General features: G+C 57.3%; 14 protein-coding genes. 11 read left to right on the top strand and 3 right to left on the bottom strand.

The genetic code is table 11. The features are described from left to right. Nucleotides 1-181 precede the first annotated feature (181 nt). Entirely contained in the window at nucleotides 182-1,612 is a 1,431-nt protein-coding gene (hemG, locus tag LOC68_RS04470; protein WP_230216187.1) for a protoporphyrinogen oxidase, read from the top strand. Here hemG and LOC68_RS04465 read toward each other — a convergent pair. The 3 genes from LOC68_RS04465 to gmd form a co-directional block, all read right to left on the bottom strand. Continuing rightward, entirely contained in the window at nucleotides 1,592-2,200 is a 609-nt protein-coding gene (locus LOC68_RS04465; RefSeq protein WP_230216185.1) for a hypothetical protein, read from the bottom strand. The genes hemG and LOC68_RS04465 overlap by 21 nt on opposite strands. Nucleotides 2,201-2,597: 397 nt before the next feature. Then, complete coding sequence (locus LOC68_RS04460; RefSeq protein WP_230216183.1) at nucleotides 2,598-3,707, bottom strand: glycosyltransferase family 4 protein; 1,110 nt, start codon at nucleotides 3,705-3,707, stop codon at nucleotides 2,598-2,600. A 99-nt stretch (nucleotides 3,708-3,806) separates the two neighbouring features. Further along, a complete protein-coding gene (gene gmd / locus LOC68_RS04455; protein ID WP_230216181.1) occupies nucleotides 3,807-4,808 on the bottom strand; it encodes a GDP-mannose 4,6-dehydratase in 1,002 nt (333 codons plus the stop codon). A gap of 342 nt (nucleotides 4,809-5,150) precedes the next feature. Between gmd and LOC68_RS04450 the strand changes: the two genes are divergently transcribed. From LOC68_RS04450 to LOC68_RS04405, 10 genes are all read left to right on the top strand, one after another. Then, nucleotides 5,151-6,491 (top strand): glycosyltransferase family 4 protein, encoded by a 1,341-nt coding sequence (locus LOC68_RS04450; protein ID WP_230216179.1) that lies wholly within the window; start codon nucleotides 5,151-5,153, stop codon nucleotides 6,489-6,491. Nucleotides 6,492-6,681: 190 nt separating this feature from the next. Beyond that, nucleotides 6,682-8,658, top strand: a complete 1,977-nt coding sequence (locus LOC68_RS04445; protein ID WP_230216176.1) for an ABC transporter ATP-binding protein — start codon at nucleotides 6,682-6,684, stop codon at nucleotides 8,656-8,658. Between the two features lie 236 nt (nucleotides 8,659-8,894). Further along, a complete protein-coding gene (locus LOC68_RS04440; protein WP_230216174.1) occupies nucleotides 8,895-9,713 on the top strand; it encodes an O-methyltransferase in 819 nt (272 codons plus the stop codon). Between the two features lie 42 nt (nucleotides 9,714-9,755). Next, a complete protein-coding gene (locus LOC68_RS04435; protein ID WP_230216173.1) occupies nucleotides 9,756-10,919 on the top strand; it encodes a putative nucleotide-diphospho-sugar transferase in 1,164 nt (387 codons plus the stop codon). A 61-nt stretch (nucleotides 10,920-10,980) separates the two neighbouring features. Next, nucleotides 10,981-11,847, top strand: coding sequence for a hypothetical protein (locus LOC68_RS04430; protein WP_230216171.1), 867 nt, complete (start codon nucleotides 10,981-10,983; stop codon nucleotides 11,845-11,847). Nucleotides 11,848-11,889: 42 nt separating this feature from the next. Continuing rightward, a complete protein-coding gene (locus LOC68_RS04425; RefSeq protein WP_230216169.1) occupies nucleotides 11,890-13,140 on the top strand; it encodes an alpha-2,8-polysialyltransferase family protein in 1,251 nt (416 codons plus the stop codon). Between the two features lie 35 nt (nucleotides 13,141-13,175). Further along, nucleotides 13,176-14,147 carry a glycosyltransferase family 4 protein gene (locus LOC68_RS04420; protein ID WP_230216167.1) on the top strand — a complete coding sequence of 324 codons (972 nt, stop codon included), beginning with the start codon at nucleotides 13,176-13,178 and terminating at the stop codon, nucleotides 14,145-14,147. 75 nt (nucleotides 14,148-14,222) lie between these two features. Further along, on the top strand, nucleotides 14,223-14,948 hold the full coding sequence (locus LOC68_RS04415; protein ID WP_230216165.1) for a class I SAM-dependent methyltransferase: 726 nt from the start codon (nucleotides 14,223-14,225) through the stop codon (nucleotides 14,946-14,948). 260 nt (nucleotides 14,949-15,208) lie between these two features. Next, the gene (locus LOC68_RS04410; RefSeq protein ID WP_230216163.1) at nucleotides 15,209-15,805 is read left to right on the top strand and encodes a class I SAM-dependent methyltransferase; all 597 of its coding nucleotides are present in this window, start codon (nucleotides 15,209-15,211) and stop codon (nucleotides 15,803-15,805) included. Between the two features lie 81 nt (nucleotides 15,806-15,886). Next, a complete protein-coding gene (locus LOC68_RS04405) occupies nucleotides 15,887-16,801 on the top strand; it encodes a hypothetical protein (protein ID WP_230216161.1) in 915 nt (304 codons plus the stop codon). Nucleotides 16,802-16,907 lie beyond the last annotated feature (106 nt).

Raw genomic sequence — 16,907 nt, 5'->3', positions numbered from 1 at the left:
CAACAGGCCCGCTGCTGAGGGTGGAGTGAAGTATCCGCTGGAGGAGTACCTTGCAACCTAACTATCTAGGGAGAGGGACGCAACCAATTGGTCGTTTTTCCCGGTTCTTTTCACCCTACGGGGCGTCCTTTTCCTGATCTGTTACACTAAAAGATTACGTAACCCGCCTGGAGATCTCCCCTTGGACGCCGCCGCAGCCAAACCTTCACGAATTGCCGTCATCGGCGGCGGGATCAGCGGATTGGCGGCGGCCTTTCGCCTGCAAGAACTGGCCCCGAAGACCGAGATCGTTCTGTACGAAGCCGGCGAGCGCTTAGGTGGGGTGCTCGAGACGCAGCAGCAAGGGGATTACCTGGTCGAACAGAGCGCCGACAATTTCATCACCAACGTGCCGTGGGGACTCGATCTCTGCCGCCGCTTGGGGATCGAAGGAGACCTGCTGCAGACCAATGACGCGCTGCGCAAGGCGTACGTCGTCTGCCGCGGCAAGCTGATCGAAGTGCCGGAAGGGTTCTTGCTGATGGCGCCGGGCAAGGCGTGGCCGATCTTGCGGTCGCCAATTCTGTCATGGGGAGGGAAACTGCGACTCGCGTGGGAATACTTCGTGCCGTCACGAAAGGAAACGAGCGATGAATGTCTGCACGATTTCGTCGTGCGACGCCTGGGAAGCGAAGCGTACGATCGACTGGTGCAACCGCTAATCGGCGGCATCTATACGGCCGATCCGAAAAAGCTGAGCGTCGCCGCCACGATGAAGCAGTTCGTCGAGATGGAGCGGAAACATGGCGGACTGATCCGCGGCATGCGCAAGCGGATCGCCAGCGAAGGGAAATCGGACGGTGGAGCGCGGTACTCGATGTTCGTCGCTCCGCGAGGCGGGATGTCGGCGGTCGTTGATGCGATTACGGCGCGCCTCCCGAGCGAATCGATTCGCTTGAACGCGCCGGTACGTTCTATCGATCGCCAGGAAGATGGTCCTTGGATCGTGACGACCGATCATGGCGCCGAGACGTTTGACGGCGTTGTGGTCGCCGCCCCTGCTCCGGCGGCGTCGCAAATTATGCAATCTTTCGACGCGCCGCTGGCCAGCGAGGTGGCGAAGATCCAATACGCCGGATGTGCGATTGTGCTGCTGGGCGTTCGGAAGGAGCAAATCGCTCGTCCAATCGCCGGGTTCGGCTTTGTCGTGCCGGAGGTGGAGAACCGCCGGATCTTGGCGACCAGCTTCGCGAGCTACAAGTTTCCGGGGAGAGCGCCGGACGACTCGGTGCTGATTCGGACGTTCGTTGGGGGCGCATGTCATCCGGAAATGAACGAGTTGCCGGAAGAAGAGTTGCGGAAAATCGTGACCGAAGAGCTTGCCGACCTGATCGGTCTCTCCGGCGAGCCGCAATTGTTCGCGGTCCGTCGCTGGTCGGCGCAAATGCCGCAGTACCATGTCGGTCATCTCGAACTGGTCGAGCGGATCGAACAACTGACCGCGAAGCATGCCGGCTTGGCGCTGGTCGGCAACGCCTACCATGGGGTTGGCGTCCCCCTTTGCATTCGGACGGCCGAACAAGCGGTAGAACGCTTGGTCGAGCAACTCGCGTTAGGCCAGGTCGAGCGATAGGCCTTCGTCAGTACGGAAGGTGAACTGCGGGCGACCGTCCTTCTTCTCTCCGAACAGGGCCTGGTAGGCGTCGATCGAAGTCTGCGATTCTTGCCCCGCGGCGGCGGAGAAGTCTTGATGCTCAGCGGCCGTTTCCAACAGGCTCCGATTGGCGGCGGCCTGACGAATCTTGTTAGCGAGCGACGCGTCGCCGTTAATCAGCTTGGCGAGCGCATCGTCGGCGGTTCCTGCGCCATCGACTTCGATTTCGCCGCGATCATTGATCGTCAGCTGGAACTCCGAGCTGGGATTGATTCCCTCGTCGTTGAGCAATTGGCGAATCGCCGCTTCGATCTCTTGCACAAGCTTGTCAGTCGCCGACGAGAGTTCCTCGACGGAATCGCCGCTCAATTGGCCGGACGACGCGAAGAGAGAATCAAGTGCGGACGTCGATTGGTTTTCGTCGGCTTCGGTCTGCGCCGCTGGCGCGACCGGTTTTTCTCCGAGCGAGAGGAGTTGCCCAAAGCTGGCGCCAGAGATTTTCGAGGCGGTATGGGCGGCGATACCGGCCGCTCCGATTGCTAGCGGCGCAACAACCAATGGATTCATCGTGCTTCCATGGAATTTGAATCGAGCCCCCCCGATATTATCAGTATCGGCTGCGCAATCGCGTCAAGTTGACGTCGATTAAGAGAAACACCCTGGCCGTGCGAGAAAACGGCAAAGCGCAAAGAAAAAGTTCCCGCTAGCTAAACCGACTTTTGAAGTCGAACCGTGCGATCACGCAACAGATAATTGCGATGTCTGGCCCACCCCTGGAATCACTATCGTGACAAATTTCACTTTCGTGACGCCCTGCCCCAGAGGTTCAAATTTCAGTTAGCGGGAACCGTTTCTTGAACACTTGCTACTATAAAACCAACAACTCAGACCTGCAAGTTTTTTCTGTCAGATACGACGATATTTGCACGTCGCTTCGCCTAACAATTCGTTAGCAACTTGTTCGTCAGGCCGCCGAAGAAACGCGCGGTCGCTCGACGCCGCCGATCGCTTCGTAGAGATCCACGTACTGTCGCGCCGCAGTGCGCCAACAGAATTGACCGGCGTGCGCTTTGAGCCGTTCTCCATAGAGCGGATCTTGAGAAAAGCGGCGCATTCCGTCAGCGAAGCGCTGATAGAGATGGTCGCCGTCAAACGCATCCCAGTAGAACGCCAACTGACCGCCGATTTCCGGCAGGCTTGTGCGACGTGAGAGAAACGTCGGCTTACCGCCGAGCATCGCTTCGATCGGCGGTAGTCCGAATCCTTCCGTAATGGACGGAAACAGAAACGCGGAGCAGTTTTGGTAGAGCCACTCCCGCTCTCCATCGCTGACCGGGCCAGGAAGCAGAAAGCGATCGCTGAGGCCCTTTGCGCGAACCTGCGCTTCGATTTCGCCGGCGTAGGCGTCGGTCTTGATGCCGGCCAGTATCATCCGATATTCGCTCGCTCGTTCGATCAGATCGACCAACACGTGGAAGTTCTTCTTCCGCTGCACCAGGCCAATCGAAAACAGAAACGGGCGATCATCCTGGATAAACGCAGGACGCACCGGTTCCGTCACCTTCCGTGCCACGCCGTTGTAGATCACATGTACCGGCTTGTCGCCGACGTTCAGCTCTTCGCGAACTTCCTGGGCGACGAACTTGGAAATCGCCACGATCTCGGTCGCGCGATCGACGATCAACTGATGCCGACGACGCTCGCGGGCGATCTTGGACGACGCCTTTTCGCGGAGGAAGTTCAAGTCATGAACGGTCAGCAGCACCGGCGTTCGCGGGTGTCGCGGCAAGAATCGCGTTTGCTGATGCGTCGCATGCCAGATCAGATTCTCTTCAAACGTCCCTGCGTAAAAGAACCGCGAAGGACGTTGCAAAAACTCTTTGCGCCACAGATTCGCTTCGAGCGTCCGCTCGCCAGGGAAGCTGTCGAGTTGCGCCTTGCGAGCGAGAATAATCGGCTCGATCCCGCGCAGCTTCAACTCGGCGATTAGTGCGTCCCCCAGATACTGCGCAAACTGCCCCAAGCCGCAATACGGCTGACGCAGTTTTTCGAGATCGAGAACGACTTGCAACATGAAGCTACTGCGAACTGGCGTTAGTGGTCGATCATTGCGTCTCGCAGTCGCGACGAGCCCTGCGAGACGAGATTTTCCAAGGCAAACCGCACTGGCAGGCTAAGCGGATTGGCGAACGACGCCGAGCGATCGCCCAACCTGGCGCGAGATCCGTTCCAGATCGTGATCGACCATCATTTCGGTCAGCTTCTGGAACGAAACCTTCGGCTCCCAACCGAGTTCAGTCTTGGCGCGGACCGGATCGGCCAGCAACAGATCGACTTCGGCGGGACGGTAGAATTTCGGATCGATGACGACGTAGTTTTCCCAGTTCAGGCCGACGCGACCAAAGGCGATCTCGACGAACTCACGAACCGAGTGCGTCTCGCCGGTGCCGACGACGTAGTCGACCGGAGCTTCCTGCTGCAGCATCAGCCACATCGCTTCGACGTAGTCGCCGGCGAAGCCCCAGTCACGTTTCGCGTCGAGATTGCCCAGACGCAGTTCCTTGGCCAGGCCCAATTTGATTTTGGCGACGCCGTCGGTGATCTTGCGGGTCACGAATTCGAGCCCGCGACGGGGCGATTCGTGATTGAACAGGATGCCGGAGCAAGCGTACATGTCGTAGCTTTCCCGGTAGTTGGCGGTCATGTAATGTCCGTAGACCTTGGCGACCCCATAAGGGCTGCGGGGATGCAGCGGCGTCGATTCGCGCTGCGGCGTTTCGTGCACCAGCCCGAACATTTCGCTGCTGCTGGCCTGGTAAAAGCGAATCGACTTGTCGACCGTACGAATCGCTTCCAAGATGCGAGTAACGCCAAGTCCGGTCACATCGCCGGTCAGGATCGGCTGTCCCCAGCTGCTGCCGACGAAGCTTTGCGCGGCAAGGTTATAAACCTCTTGCGGCGCGACGTCACGGACGAGGCTTTGTAAGGAAGACTGATCAAGCAAATCCGCGGGGTGTACGGAGATGCGATCAAGAAGATGTTCGATTCGCTCGAAGGAGTTGGTGCTAGCACGGCGGAAACAACCGTGAACTTCGTAACCTTTTTCGAGCAGGAATTCGGCCAGATAGGATCCATCCTGTCCGGTAATCCCGGTGATAAGTGCGGTTCTCGGCATCGAATCTCTCATTTCGTCCTTGAAAATCCAGGGGTTCCCCCCCGGGTCGATCCTTGAGGACCGGAAGAATAGCCAATTGTCTCTACCTCGCCAATGCCAAAAGGTTGCACGAAATCGAGCATACAAAGGGATTTGCAGCCGACCCCGATCTCCGGTTTTGCGCATCGATTTGCGGCAACGTTCCGAATGCGGCCAAACCGCTTTTGCGCAGCCTTTCTAATCGCTGACGCTGGCCAATTGGCATTTCATGCTGATTATCGCACTGTTATTATGCCCCAACTTCTGCAAGCGGCGGCCTCCGGGCATGAACGTCGGAAAATACGACTCATTGGAAAACCCGTGATGAGCTCTCCAATCCAAAGACTGCTGATTGACGTCACCCATACCGCGAAGGGTGATGTGAATCATGGAATCCAACGCGTCGTCCGCAACATCGCCAAGCACGCGCTCGCCTATTCCGAGACGCACGCGCTGGAGTGCGTGCCGGTACTGTTTGAAGACGGACAGTTCGTCCTGGTTGACGACGCGTGCATCGAGCGAGGATTCCGCAAAACGCACCCCGATACGCTCCGCTGGCGAAAAGAAATCGTTCGCCGTATTCTCCCCCAGAGCAGCGTCGGAATTGAGCAAGCGCTGGTCCGAGCGCGCAAGCTCCTCTATCCTCGCACGATCGCCCGCGCTATCGAGCGTTTTTTCGCGCGTCGTTCCGGCCCGCCGCAGCCGGCCAATCCGGGCTCCGGAGACGTTCTACTCCTTCCCGACGCGTGGTGGGACATTCCAATGTACGACGCCTTGGCCGCAGCGCAGCAAAATGGGGCGATCGTCGGCACGATGATCCAGGACCTGATCCCGGTCTATCATCCGGAACTTTGCCACGACAGATTCGCTCCCTCCTTTCAGCGGTGGATCCAAAAGGCGCTCCATGCGGTCGACTTCGTTCTGGGGAATTCGCAAACGACGCGAGACGACCTCTGGAATTTCGTCCAGCAAGAACAAGCCCCGCTGGCCGATTGGCAAGTTCGTCCGGTTCGCTTGGGATGCGATATCGAATCGCACGCGGAGGTCGCCGAGGATCAAATCGCTCCGCGGATTCGCGACCTCTTCGTCGATGAAGACGCCGCTCCCTATTTAATGGTCTCCACAATCGAGATTCGGAAGAATCACAAGCTGCTGCTCGACGCCTTCGACAAAATGTGGGAGCAAGGTAGCGAAGCCTCCGTGGCGCTGGTCGGTCGCATCGGCTGGAAATGCAATGATCTGCTGGAGCGGATCAAGACGCATCCGCAATATGGCAAACGCTTGATGCTGCTGACCGATATCGGCGACGCCGAACTCGCTTACATCTACCAGAAGAGCAAGGCGTTTATCTTCCCCTCGCTGGCCGAGGGATTTGGCCTGCCGATCGCTGAGGCGCTTCACCACGGACTGCACGTTTTCGCCAGCGATTTGGCGATCCACCAGGAAGTCGGCGGCCCCCATTGCAGCTACTTTTCGCCGCACGATCCGGCCGAGCTCGTTCAGCTGATCGGCCAATTTGAACGTGAGCAAGGCTGGAGAACGCCGATTCAGGCGCCTCCCGTGAATCACCCCTGGTCGCTGACGTTCGAGAACATCGTGCGCGAGTGCGAATCGATCGCCACGAAGCTGAGCGACCAGGCGAACGTTCGCTCGCAAGCCGCGTAACGCTCGCCTGCGCGACGTCGACCGAACTACTTTGACCAGTACCAGCAACGCCACGGAACATGAAAATGCCAGTTAGATAACGCGATGTTCTGATATTGTTTAACCCACAACGCAGATCTACTCTCTTGCAAGCTACGCCGCAGATCGATCGCGCTCTCGGCAACTTCGCGAACGGAATCCGAACTCGACAATGCGATACTTAAACAAAGCAATTTGGCTAGCCTGGCGCGACTTTAAGTGGTCTATCATCATCTCCGTCCTCAGCTCGCTGATGGTCGGCGTCTTGTGGGGCGCGAACGTCGGAGCGGTTTATCCCTTTGCGGAAGTGATCTTCAAAGGGGATAACCTGCACCAATGGATCGCCCGAGAAACGGAAGCGTGCGAGACCGGAATTCGTGAAGGAGAAGCGAAAATCGCCGCGATGAAGGCGGAAAACGCTTCCAGCGGAGAGATCTATTCCCAAGAACAAGCGGTCGAGGGGTGGCGAAATCGGCTAAAAAGCGTCGAGAAGACGCGTCCTTGGATCGAAAAGTACGCTCCGACGAGCCCGTTCAACACGTTGCTGGGGATCGTCGCCTTTTTGCTGATCGGCACGGCGCTGAAATGCTTCTTCCTGGCGATCAGCACCATCCTGATGGCCCGCGCTGCATTCCGCACCTCAAGATCGCTGCAGCGTCAATTCTTCGCCAAGATGCTTGATTTGCAGCTCGGCAAGTCGCGACGCGACGACACCGGCGACTCGGCGACGCGCGTCGGCGGCGACATCAACGCCATCGGCAACGCGATTTCGATTCTGCTCGGCAAGTCGCTGCGTGAGCCGGCCAAGATGATTGCGTGCATCGCGCTGGCCGCCTACATCAACTGGCGATTGCTGCTGCTGTCGCTGCTGGTCTGCCCGCTGGCCGCCTATTTGCTGATGACGCTCGCCAAATCGATCAAACGGACCAGCGTCCGCGTGATGGAAGCGAACGGGCGCGTAATCGGCTTCTTCCTGCAAATCAACAACGGGTTCCAGGTCGTCAAAGCGTTCGGCAACGAAGAACTTGAAAACAAACGGTTCTTTGAGAAGACCGAAGCGGTCTTCCGTCAGCAGATGAAATTGGAGATCTATGGATCGCTGATTCGCTCGAACAACGAATTGCTCGGCATCGGCATGGTCTGCTTGTCGCTGGTCGCCGGCGGTTACCTGGTCTTGAACCAGGCGACCCACATTTTCGGCATTAAACTGGCCGACAAAGCGATGGACTTTGGCGGAATCATGACCTTTTACGCCGCCCTGATCGCAGCCGCCGACCCGATTCGTAAACTTGGGGACGTATTCGGTTCGATTCAGGCCGGCACCGCCGGCGCGGAACGGGTCTTTTCGGTCCTGGCCGCGGAACCAGCGATCAAAGACCCCGAAAACCCGGTTCCCCTGCAAGATGGCGACATTTGCTTCAAAGACGTTTCGTTCCGCTACAACCAAAACGTCTCGGTCTTGAACGACATGAACCTGACGATTCGCCGGGGCGAAAAGGTCGCAATCGTCGGCCCGAACGGTTGCGGCAAGAGCACGCTGATCAATCTGATGCTGCGGTTTTACGATCCCGACGAAGGCGCCGTTACGATCGGCGGCATCGACATTCGCGATGCGACGCAGAAAGATCTGCGGAGCCGAATTGGGCTCGTCAACCAGAACACGGTGCTCTTTAACGACTCGATTCAAGAGAACATCCGGTATGGCCGACTGAGCGCCACCGATGAAGAAGTCGCCGCCGCCGGAAAGCTGGCGGAAGTCGACACATTCGTTCACACCCATACGTCGCATGGCTACAAATCGAACTGCGGCGAACTTGGCTCCTCCCTCTCTGGCGGCCAGCGCCAGCGGATCGCGATCGCTCGGGCCCTCCTCAAAAATCCGGACATCTTCATCTTCGACGAAGCTACCAGCCAAATCGACCTGGAGAGCGAACGCCAGATTCACGCCGCGTTTGAACGCTGCGTCGGTGATAGCACGGCGATTTTGATTACGCATCGCCCGGCGGCGTTGGAGTTAGCTGATCGGATCATCGTGATGAACGCCGGGCAAGTCGAAGCGATCGGCTCGCACGAGGAACTGCTCAAACGGAGCCAGACCTACTACGAACTGTATCGCGAAGAAGTGGTGCAAGATCGCCAAGCGGCGTAATCGCGTAACCAGGCTTGCGCAGAAGGCGCTTCAACGGTTTGCCGCACGATGGATCGAGCGTCGACCAGGGAAGTCATTCGACCCAAAAAACAGGGTAAAAAATGGCTTTTCAAGCCTTTGCGCATTAGCGACAGGCAGTGAAACTGCTCTTGTGATGCGCCGAATCATTGGTCTAAACTGCCCGCTGATTTGCCGCCAAGGAAGGAAATTCAACCAAGATGCCAGGAGGGCAATCTGTGGGACTTAAGCGATTTGCGGGACGACTTCAGCGATCCATTGCGAAACGGCTGTCGAAAGCCTCGCCGAAACCAGTGGAAGCGCCGAAGGCTGCGACCACCGTAAGGCCGACCGCAGCGGGCAACCGGAATGTTCCGGATCATGTCCCCTTTATCGTCCCCGAAGCTTCCCTCTCCGAGCTCTTCCCCGGCGCCGATCAAGCGGAAGTCGTGATGCTTCCCCGTTTGATTCGCTCGCATAAGTGGGCGATGCCCGAGCATGAATTGCTGACCCTGGGCGCCTTGATCAAAATGCTGCAGCCGCGGCTGATCGTCGAGTTCGGCACGTTCATGGGAGGCTCTACGCTCACCATGGCGGCGAACATGCCGGAGGATGGTCGTATCGTGACGATCGATCTCGATCCGAACGTGCGCGGCACGCATGTTCACGGACAAGGGGTCGGCCTCTCGAACTTTGACGTCGGCTGCTTGTTCCAGGGAACGCGTTACGAGCGACAAATCGAACAACGTTTCGCCAACAGCGTTGAGTTTAGCGATCACGACCTGCTAGCAGCGGCCGACCTGGTTTTCGTCGACGCCGATCATACCTACGAGTTCTGCAAACGCGATACGCAAACTGCGGTGACGTTCGCCAAGCCGAGCGGCGCGCTGCTCTGGCATGACTACACCTGGGAACCCGCCGCCAAGGAATGCGTCGGCGTTACCCAAACTGTTAATGAATTCTGGGAAGAACGAGGCGGGTGCCGGCAAGTCGCTGGGACGCGTTTCGCCGTTTACCTGCCGAAGCTGGCCAGCGCGGCTCAATCAGCGGCCGCGTAGTTCGCAGCGCGACGAAATTCCCCAGCCCAAGAGAAGCTCAGCATGAATCGCAAAGCGATAGTCACGGTCGTTACCCGAAATTACCTTCATTTCGCGCTTGCGCTGGCTGATTCCGCCAAGCGTCATCATGACGACCTGGACGTTCTCATTTGCCTGGCCGATCGCGCGCCGGTCAACATTACGAGCGTCACGCAAGACGTCGAACTGTTTTACGCGGATGAGCTGGAGATTCCCGACTGGAAGCGGTTCTCCTTTCAATACACTCCCTTCGAGCTATCGTGCGCGCTCAAGCCGTACGCGATGAACTATGTATTGGAAAAGGGGTATGACGAAATCATCTACCTCGATTCCGACATGCGGATCTACGATCGCTTGGAGGAGGTATTCGCCAGCCTTGCTGAGAGTTCGATCTTACTCACGCCCCATCTGTTGAGCCCCTTTCCCGAAGATGGAAAGTCGCCAGGCGAAAACCTGTTTCTGGCGGCCGGGACCTTCAACGGCGGATTTGTCGCCGTGCGCAACGACGCGACCGCCAAACGATTCGTCGCCTGGTGGAGCGATCGGATGAAGACGCACGGGCACAAAGATCTGGCCGCTTCGAACGACTGCGACCAGAAATGGCTGAGCCTGGTTCCGGGGCTATTCGAGAACGTCAAGGCGCTGCGAAACCCGGGCTACAACACGGGACACTGGACGTTGCATCAGTACGAGTTCTCGACCGATGCGAGCGGCAAACCGACGATCGGCGGAAACCCGATCGTGCTGTTCCATTTCAGCAATTTTAGTCCCAGCAAACCGGACGAATTCTCCCGTTGCCAAAATCGTTTTCCTGGCGATGCGTTTCCGGCGCTCGACGCGCTGGTCGCGGACTATCACGCCGCTGTCGCTGAAAAGAACGGTTTGCAGTGCGATCAGTGGGGCTGCGCTTTCGCCCATGTGAACGACGGATCGAAAATTCACCCCGGCTGGCGTGAAGCGATTCGGCGGAACTTTCCCCTGTTTGAAAATGTCGTCGATCCTTTCGATGTGCTCTCCAATCCGCAGGTGCTGGCCAAGTTCCGCTCGGTCGAGGCCAAGTCTTACAAGTGGCGCAGCGATTGGCGACTGAACCCGGCGATGGTTTATCCGACCCCCGCCACGAAGCCCATGAAGAACAAGTTCAAAAGTTTCCTGTACAAGATCGGACTGAGAAAGAAGGCCGCCTAATTCGGCCCCTCGTCCGCTGAAATATCGTCTCCCTAACCGTTTGGTGAAAGAGGAAATCGTCATGACCAATCTCCCCCCTGTCCGCGTTTTCATCGGTTCCGGCGAAGCGAGCTGCCTGGAGCGCAAGACGCTGATTCACTCGTTGCGTAAGCACTGCTCCCGCGAACTCGACATCTACGTGTTCAACGGTACGCACAACTCGATCGAACACAACGACGAAGAGCCGGTCCTGTCGACGTTGCCCCTCTGGATCAAGTACCGCAACATTACCGAGTTCAGCAACTACCGGTTCCTGATTCCGGAAATCTGCAACTACGAAGGTCGCGCGATCTTCCTCGATTCGGACATGATTTGCCTCACCGATATCGCCGAGTTCTTCGACCAACCGATGAACGGTCACGACATGCTGGCCAAGGCGGAAGCCTACCAAGGGGAAAGCTGCTGGGGAATGAGCCAGATCTTGTTCGATTGCTCGAAGTGCCGCTTCGACATGGAGCAGATCTTCCGCGACATGGACGCCGGCGCCTACACGAACACCGAATTCCACCAGATGAAGCCGGCGTTTCTCGCTAAGCACCCCTATAACCTGGGCGCTTACGATAACAACTGGAACGTCTTCGATCACTGCGATGAGAAGACGAAGCTCATTCACTACACCAACCTGGGCACCCAACCGTGGAAATTCCCCGGTCACCCGCACGGCGATCTCTGGTTCCAGTACTTCAACGAAGCTCGCCAGTCCGGCCTGATTGAGCAATGGGATCTGAAGAAGACGCTGACCCGCGCTTATTGCCGACAGGACATCCTGAATCCGGTCGCCAATGGACAAATCATCCCGATGCACGGAGCGCCGAAGAAGAAGAACTTCCTGAAGCGTCTGGAACGCAACATCAAAAAGCTGTGGCGCGGCGAAAAGAAAGCCGCCTAAGCCAACGACGGCGGTAACGCCAAACTATTGGGGGATGACGTTTTGCACACCGCAAGTCAAACGAAAGACGAACTGTCGCGCGTCGTCGTTTGCACGGGCGCGATCCAATTGGCGTCGGCCATCGCCGCCATGTGGACATCGAGCGGTCGTTCCAAGACGAATCGAAACTACAAGAATCATCTTCTGATCCATGACCTCGCCGCTCCGGAAGGCCAAGGGGAAGAGTTCGCCGACTCCATTCGCCAATTGGCCGAAGAGGTCGAAACGTGGGAGTCGATTCAGTACGTGCAGTTGCCGACGATTAAGCGACTGCAAAAGGAACTGCGGACGCCCGGCACCCAGCCCAGACAGGTCTTGGCCGATTCGCTGGGCGTTCATACGTGCGATGAGCTCTACTGCGGGCTCATCGAAAAGTACTTGCCGACGACCCTCCGCCGGTTGCTGACGGAAGCTCATCAAATCTGCTACGGCGACGGGATCTCGCTGAATTTCTCCAACACCTACTACCATCCGCGCGACTACGCCAAATGGCGAATTCGGAAGTATGGCAAGCGGATCCTGGGGCTGTTGAAGAACAAAGGGAAGCAGTTGCTGGGGCGACCGGTTCCGCCATCGGAAGAGCCGCCGGCTCCGGACGAATACTGCCTGCTTTTGAAAAACCTGTTTGATCAGAAGTTGTCGCGAGTCACCACGCTCAATTCGGCGCTATTCGTTGAATTGTTCGACAAGTTCGCCGCTCATCTTCCCGCGCGAGCCCCGCTCGCCCACGCGGAATTGTGCCAATTGGCGGAACAGGATGGCGTTAACGCAGTCCTGCTAACGTCCAACTTTTCCGAGACGGGCCGGATGAGCCTCGAGGGAGAAGTCGACGGCTATCTGGAGATGCTCAAGCGACTGCCGCAAGGGAAAGGCGCCACGCTGATCATCAAACCGCATCCTCGCGATTCGTATGAGAAGATCGAACGCATCCAGCAGCGAGCGGCGTCCGAATATGAACGGACGATTTGCCTGAGCGATCCCTGGACGTTCTATCTGCCGTTCGAATCGCTGTACGTGCGGTACCTCGCCGGTTCGCGCCGCGAAACGCACATCGCGGCAGTCAGCAGCGCTTGCATCTCGCTCGAATTCCTGTACGGGCAACGTTGCCTGCTTGGATTTGGCGAAGAGCTCGTGGCGCGCGAATTCGTCCCGCTGTGGGCCCCGCTTCGGCAAGTGCACGAACGGGACCTGCAAAGAATCGTTGATACCATCCGAAAAACAAAGCCAGCCGTTACCAAAAAACTGGCGGCATAAGCGTAGTCCGACGGCGCTAAGAACTCAAACAACCCATGAATTGGATTGCCAAAATTCGTCGCGAGTACGCCAGGGCGCATTGGCTGCAATCGCTGATTTCGAAGGCCAATGGCCGCGTCTGCTTTTTTATTCCGGAAAAGAGCAAGGGCTGGATCCTGGAAGCGGCATGCCGCGAAGTCGCACAGCGCATGGTATCGCCGTACGTCTTTTGCGACGACTACAAAGGATTGCCGCTCGCCAGCGCCTACTTCTTCTGCCACTACCACTTCTACAAGTCGGCGCTCAGCCTCAATCCCTGGCTCGCCGAGAAGAACTGCATCGTCTGGTTTACCCATCCGAAAGAGCCGGGACTCGGCGGACAAGAGACGATCGACGCGTTGAATACGGCTCGCGTCGTCACGATGTGTTCGAAATGGAGACAGTACCTGATCGAACTGGGCGTTGAGCAAGAGCGCGTGTCGACGATCGTCGGCGCGGCCGACCTGCAGTTCTTTCAGCCGCACCAGCGAGGCGGAGGCAGAATCGGATTCTGCACCGCCTATTACGAACGAAAAAACCCGGACCGCATTCTGGAAATCATCCGCATGATGCCCGACCAGGAGTTCGTTCTGATGGGACGGAACTGGCGCGAGTATCCTCGCTTCGGCGAGTTGTTCGGACTCGGCAACCTGGAATATCGCGAAACGAAATATTCGCAGTACCCGAAGTTTTACAACGAACTCGACGTCTTCGTCTCGGCTTCGCAACTGGAAGGGGGTCCAATCCCGTTGTTGGAATCGATGATGAGCAACGTCGTACCGGTGGCGAGCGATACAGGATTCGCCCCCGACGTCATTCGACATGGCGAGAACGGATTCCTGTTTCCGGCCGAGGATCAGGATCCAGCGATCGTCGTCGACTTGATCCGAGAAGCGAAGCGATTACAGACGGACGTCCGCCAGAGCGTGATCCAGTATAGCTGGGACGCGTATACCCGAAATTACGAACAACTGTTCCGCGCCGCATAACGGCGTGCACCAGCGTAGCGGCGATTGCCCGATTGAATCGTCCCATAGATCGAAAGTTAGCAAGGAATTCGCCGCATGATCGAATTTGTACTACGCAACGTAGCGTCCGCATTTGGATACGAACTGACGAAGCGATATCGATCGAAACTGCGAGCGCCGATTCCGCAAGGGGCGAAGCTTTACGTCGGTTGCGGTGAGGATAAACAAGAAGGATATTTCGGCAGCGACATCCGTCCCTTGCCGCACGTCCATCTGGCTTGCAAAGCCTGGGAAGTGTCTCAGTTTTGCACCGGCCTGGGAGAGATCTACAGTCGCCATACGCTCGAGCATCTGACGCTGGCCGAACTGAAGGTGACGTTACAAGACTGGCATAAAGCGCTGGCCGAAGGGGGCCAGGTTCGTATCGAAGTCCCCAACCTCGCTTTTGCGATCGCCCAATGGCAAAGAGCGACTTGGACGGCGGAAGCGTTTGAAGATCGCTACTCCGACGCTTGTTGGGGTTTCGCCGGCCTCTTTGGTTGGCAGCGGGAATGCGATCCGACGACGCCGGAATACAACCAAAGCTATTGGGATGTTCACAAGTCGGGATTCACCGCCGATTCGATGCGATTCTTTTTGACCCAGGCCGGGTTTGACGAGATTGAAATCTCGTTCGACCGGTTTACGGACAAACAAATCGCGCGCCGCAAGATTCATCCTAATGCTAGCGACGACTGCCATCTGATCGCCATGGCTCGCAAACCGCGAGCCGTCCAGCAAGATACGACGACCGCCGGGCGACGTACGGCGACGGCCGCTTGATTCAGCCGAGAGTTTTACCTCCGTCAGACCAGCAACTAAGCCCAACGCAGAATTGAAACCGTACGCGAAATTCCAGATTGAAGCAAATTGTGCGACGAGCGTTTGATATCGACAGCCACCGCTGAATTCGGCTATCGTAGCCTCGCTTGACGCCCCCCAAACAGGCAAGAGACGCCTGACGATTCCTATTGCAAATAGTGCGACGAAATCGCACAGCGGAAGGAACAGCAGGCTTTGTCACCTAGAACAGGAATATCATCATGTCCGAGCGTCAAATGGCGACGACGATCGAAGAAGTGCGAGAAGACCATCGCCTGCGATATGAACTGGCGATCGCTGAATTAAAGCGTCGCGGTAAGACAGGAACGGTTATCGACGCCGGATGCGGAGTCGGATACGGCTCTTGGATGCTATCGCAAGCCGTCGACAAGGTGATTTCGATTGAGATTAGTGACGAAGCTCATGATCTATATCAAAAGCATTGGCAACGTCCAAACATCGAATTTCACAACACCGATTTGCTCTCGTTTGAACCTGATCGCCGCGTCGATGCGGTCGTTTGCTTCGAGTTCATTGAGCATGTCGAATTTTATGACGCCGCGATCAAAAAGTTTTCGGAGTGGAGTGAATTTCTAATAATCTCTACGCCGAATGAGGAAGTAAGGCCACACTTACAAGAGCCGGTTAATCCGTTTCACTTCCGCCATTTCCGCCCAGCTGAATTGAGCGACGCCCTCGGCAAGCATCGCTTGCATGTCGAGAGCTGGCAATGCCAGCGAAGTGGCGCTAAGCCTGAAGTTCAAGCAGGCACCAACGGGAAGTTCATCATTGCGATCTGCCAGCGGTCAGCCGCCTAAGCGAATATCGCTAACCGGATAGCGAAATCGGAGCGTGACGAAATGCAGACTTTTGGATTATTCGTACCTAAAGAGCCGAACATGCACATCGATGCGATGTTCGCGTTCGCTGAAGGTCTGCATCGACGCGACATCCCTTTCAACTTGTATCCTCTGGAAAAGGGATATCGGCCTTGCGACGTCGCCGTCACGTTTGGCATCAACAAACGGAGCACGCCCCGCGGTCGCATGGTTGGGGACATCGCCGAAGAGCATGCTCGCGCCGTTGCGCACCTTAGTCGCGAACAACGGAGAAAGAGCCACCTCGTCATTGAACGCGGCTTCATCCATCGTGATCGTTATTTCATGATGGGCTGGGGAGGTCTCAACGGGCGCGCAAGGTATTTCAACCGCTTCAGCTCATCCGATCGCTGGATGCAGCTCAACGTCCCCGTCGATCCGTGGCGCAAGACCGGCGAGCATATCGTTCTGTGCGGTCAGGTGCCTTGGGACGCTTCGGTCCAACATGTCGACCACGTCGAATGGTGCCAGGAAACGGCTCGCACGCTGCGTCAGCTAACGTCGCGCAAGATCATTTTCCGCCCTCACCCGCTCGCCAAAGATGCGATCGAAATGCAAGGTCCGGGAATTGACGTCGTTTACTCCAAGGCGGACAGCCTGTTGGAAGACATGGAAAACGCTTGGGCCGTCGTCACTTTCAGCTCGAACGCTGGAGTCGAAGCGACGCTAGCCGGCGTTCCTGCCTTCGTGTGCGACGAAGGAGCGATGGGCTACCCGATCCTCAACAAAGATTTGCATCGCATTGAATCGCCGATCAAACCTGATCGGACGCAATGGCTGTTCGACCTGGCCTATACGCAGTGGACCTTGGAAGAAGCGGCGATGGGGCAACCGGTTATCCACCTCTGGGAACGCCAATCGATGACGAAGCGTTTCAAACAGGCGGTAACCATGTTCTGCGGCGTCGCCCCCAGCGTCGAACGCCGCGCCGCGTAGCTTCCGCCTTAAACCGAATGTCCCGTCGCGACGCTGCCGAGCGGCGGATCTTCTCTCGACGGCCAGTAGCCCCGTCTCCCACATCAATTCCCTCGCGAATTGCCGT

Source organism: Blastopirellula sediminis (genome assembly GCF_020966755.1).
In the GTDB taxonomy this organism is placed as follows: Bacteria; Planctomycetota; Planctomycetia; order Pirellulales; family Pirellulaceae; genus Blastopirellula; species Blastopirellula sediminis.
Note: the sequence above shows the minus strand (reverse complement) of the source record. Positions and strands in the feature narration are given on the sequence as shown.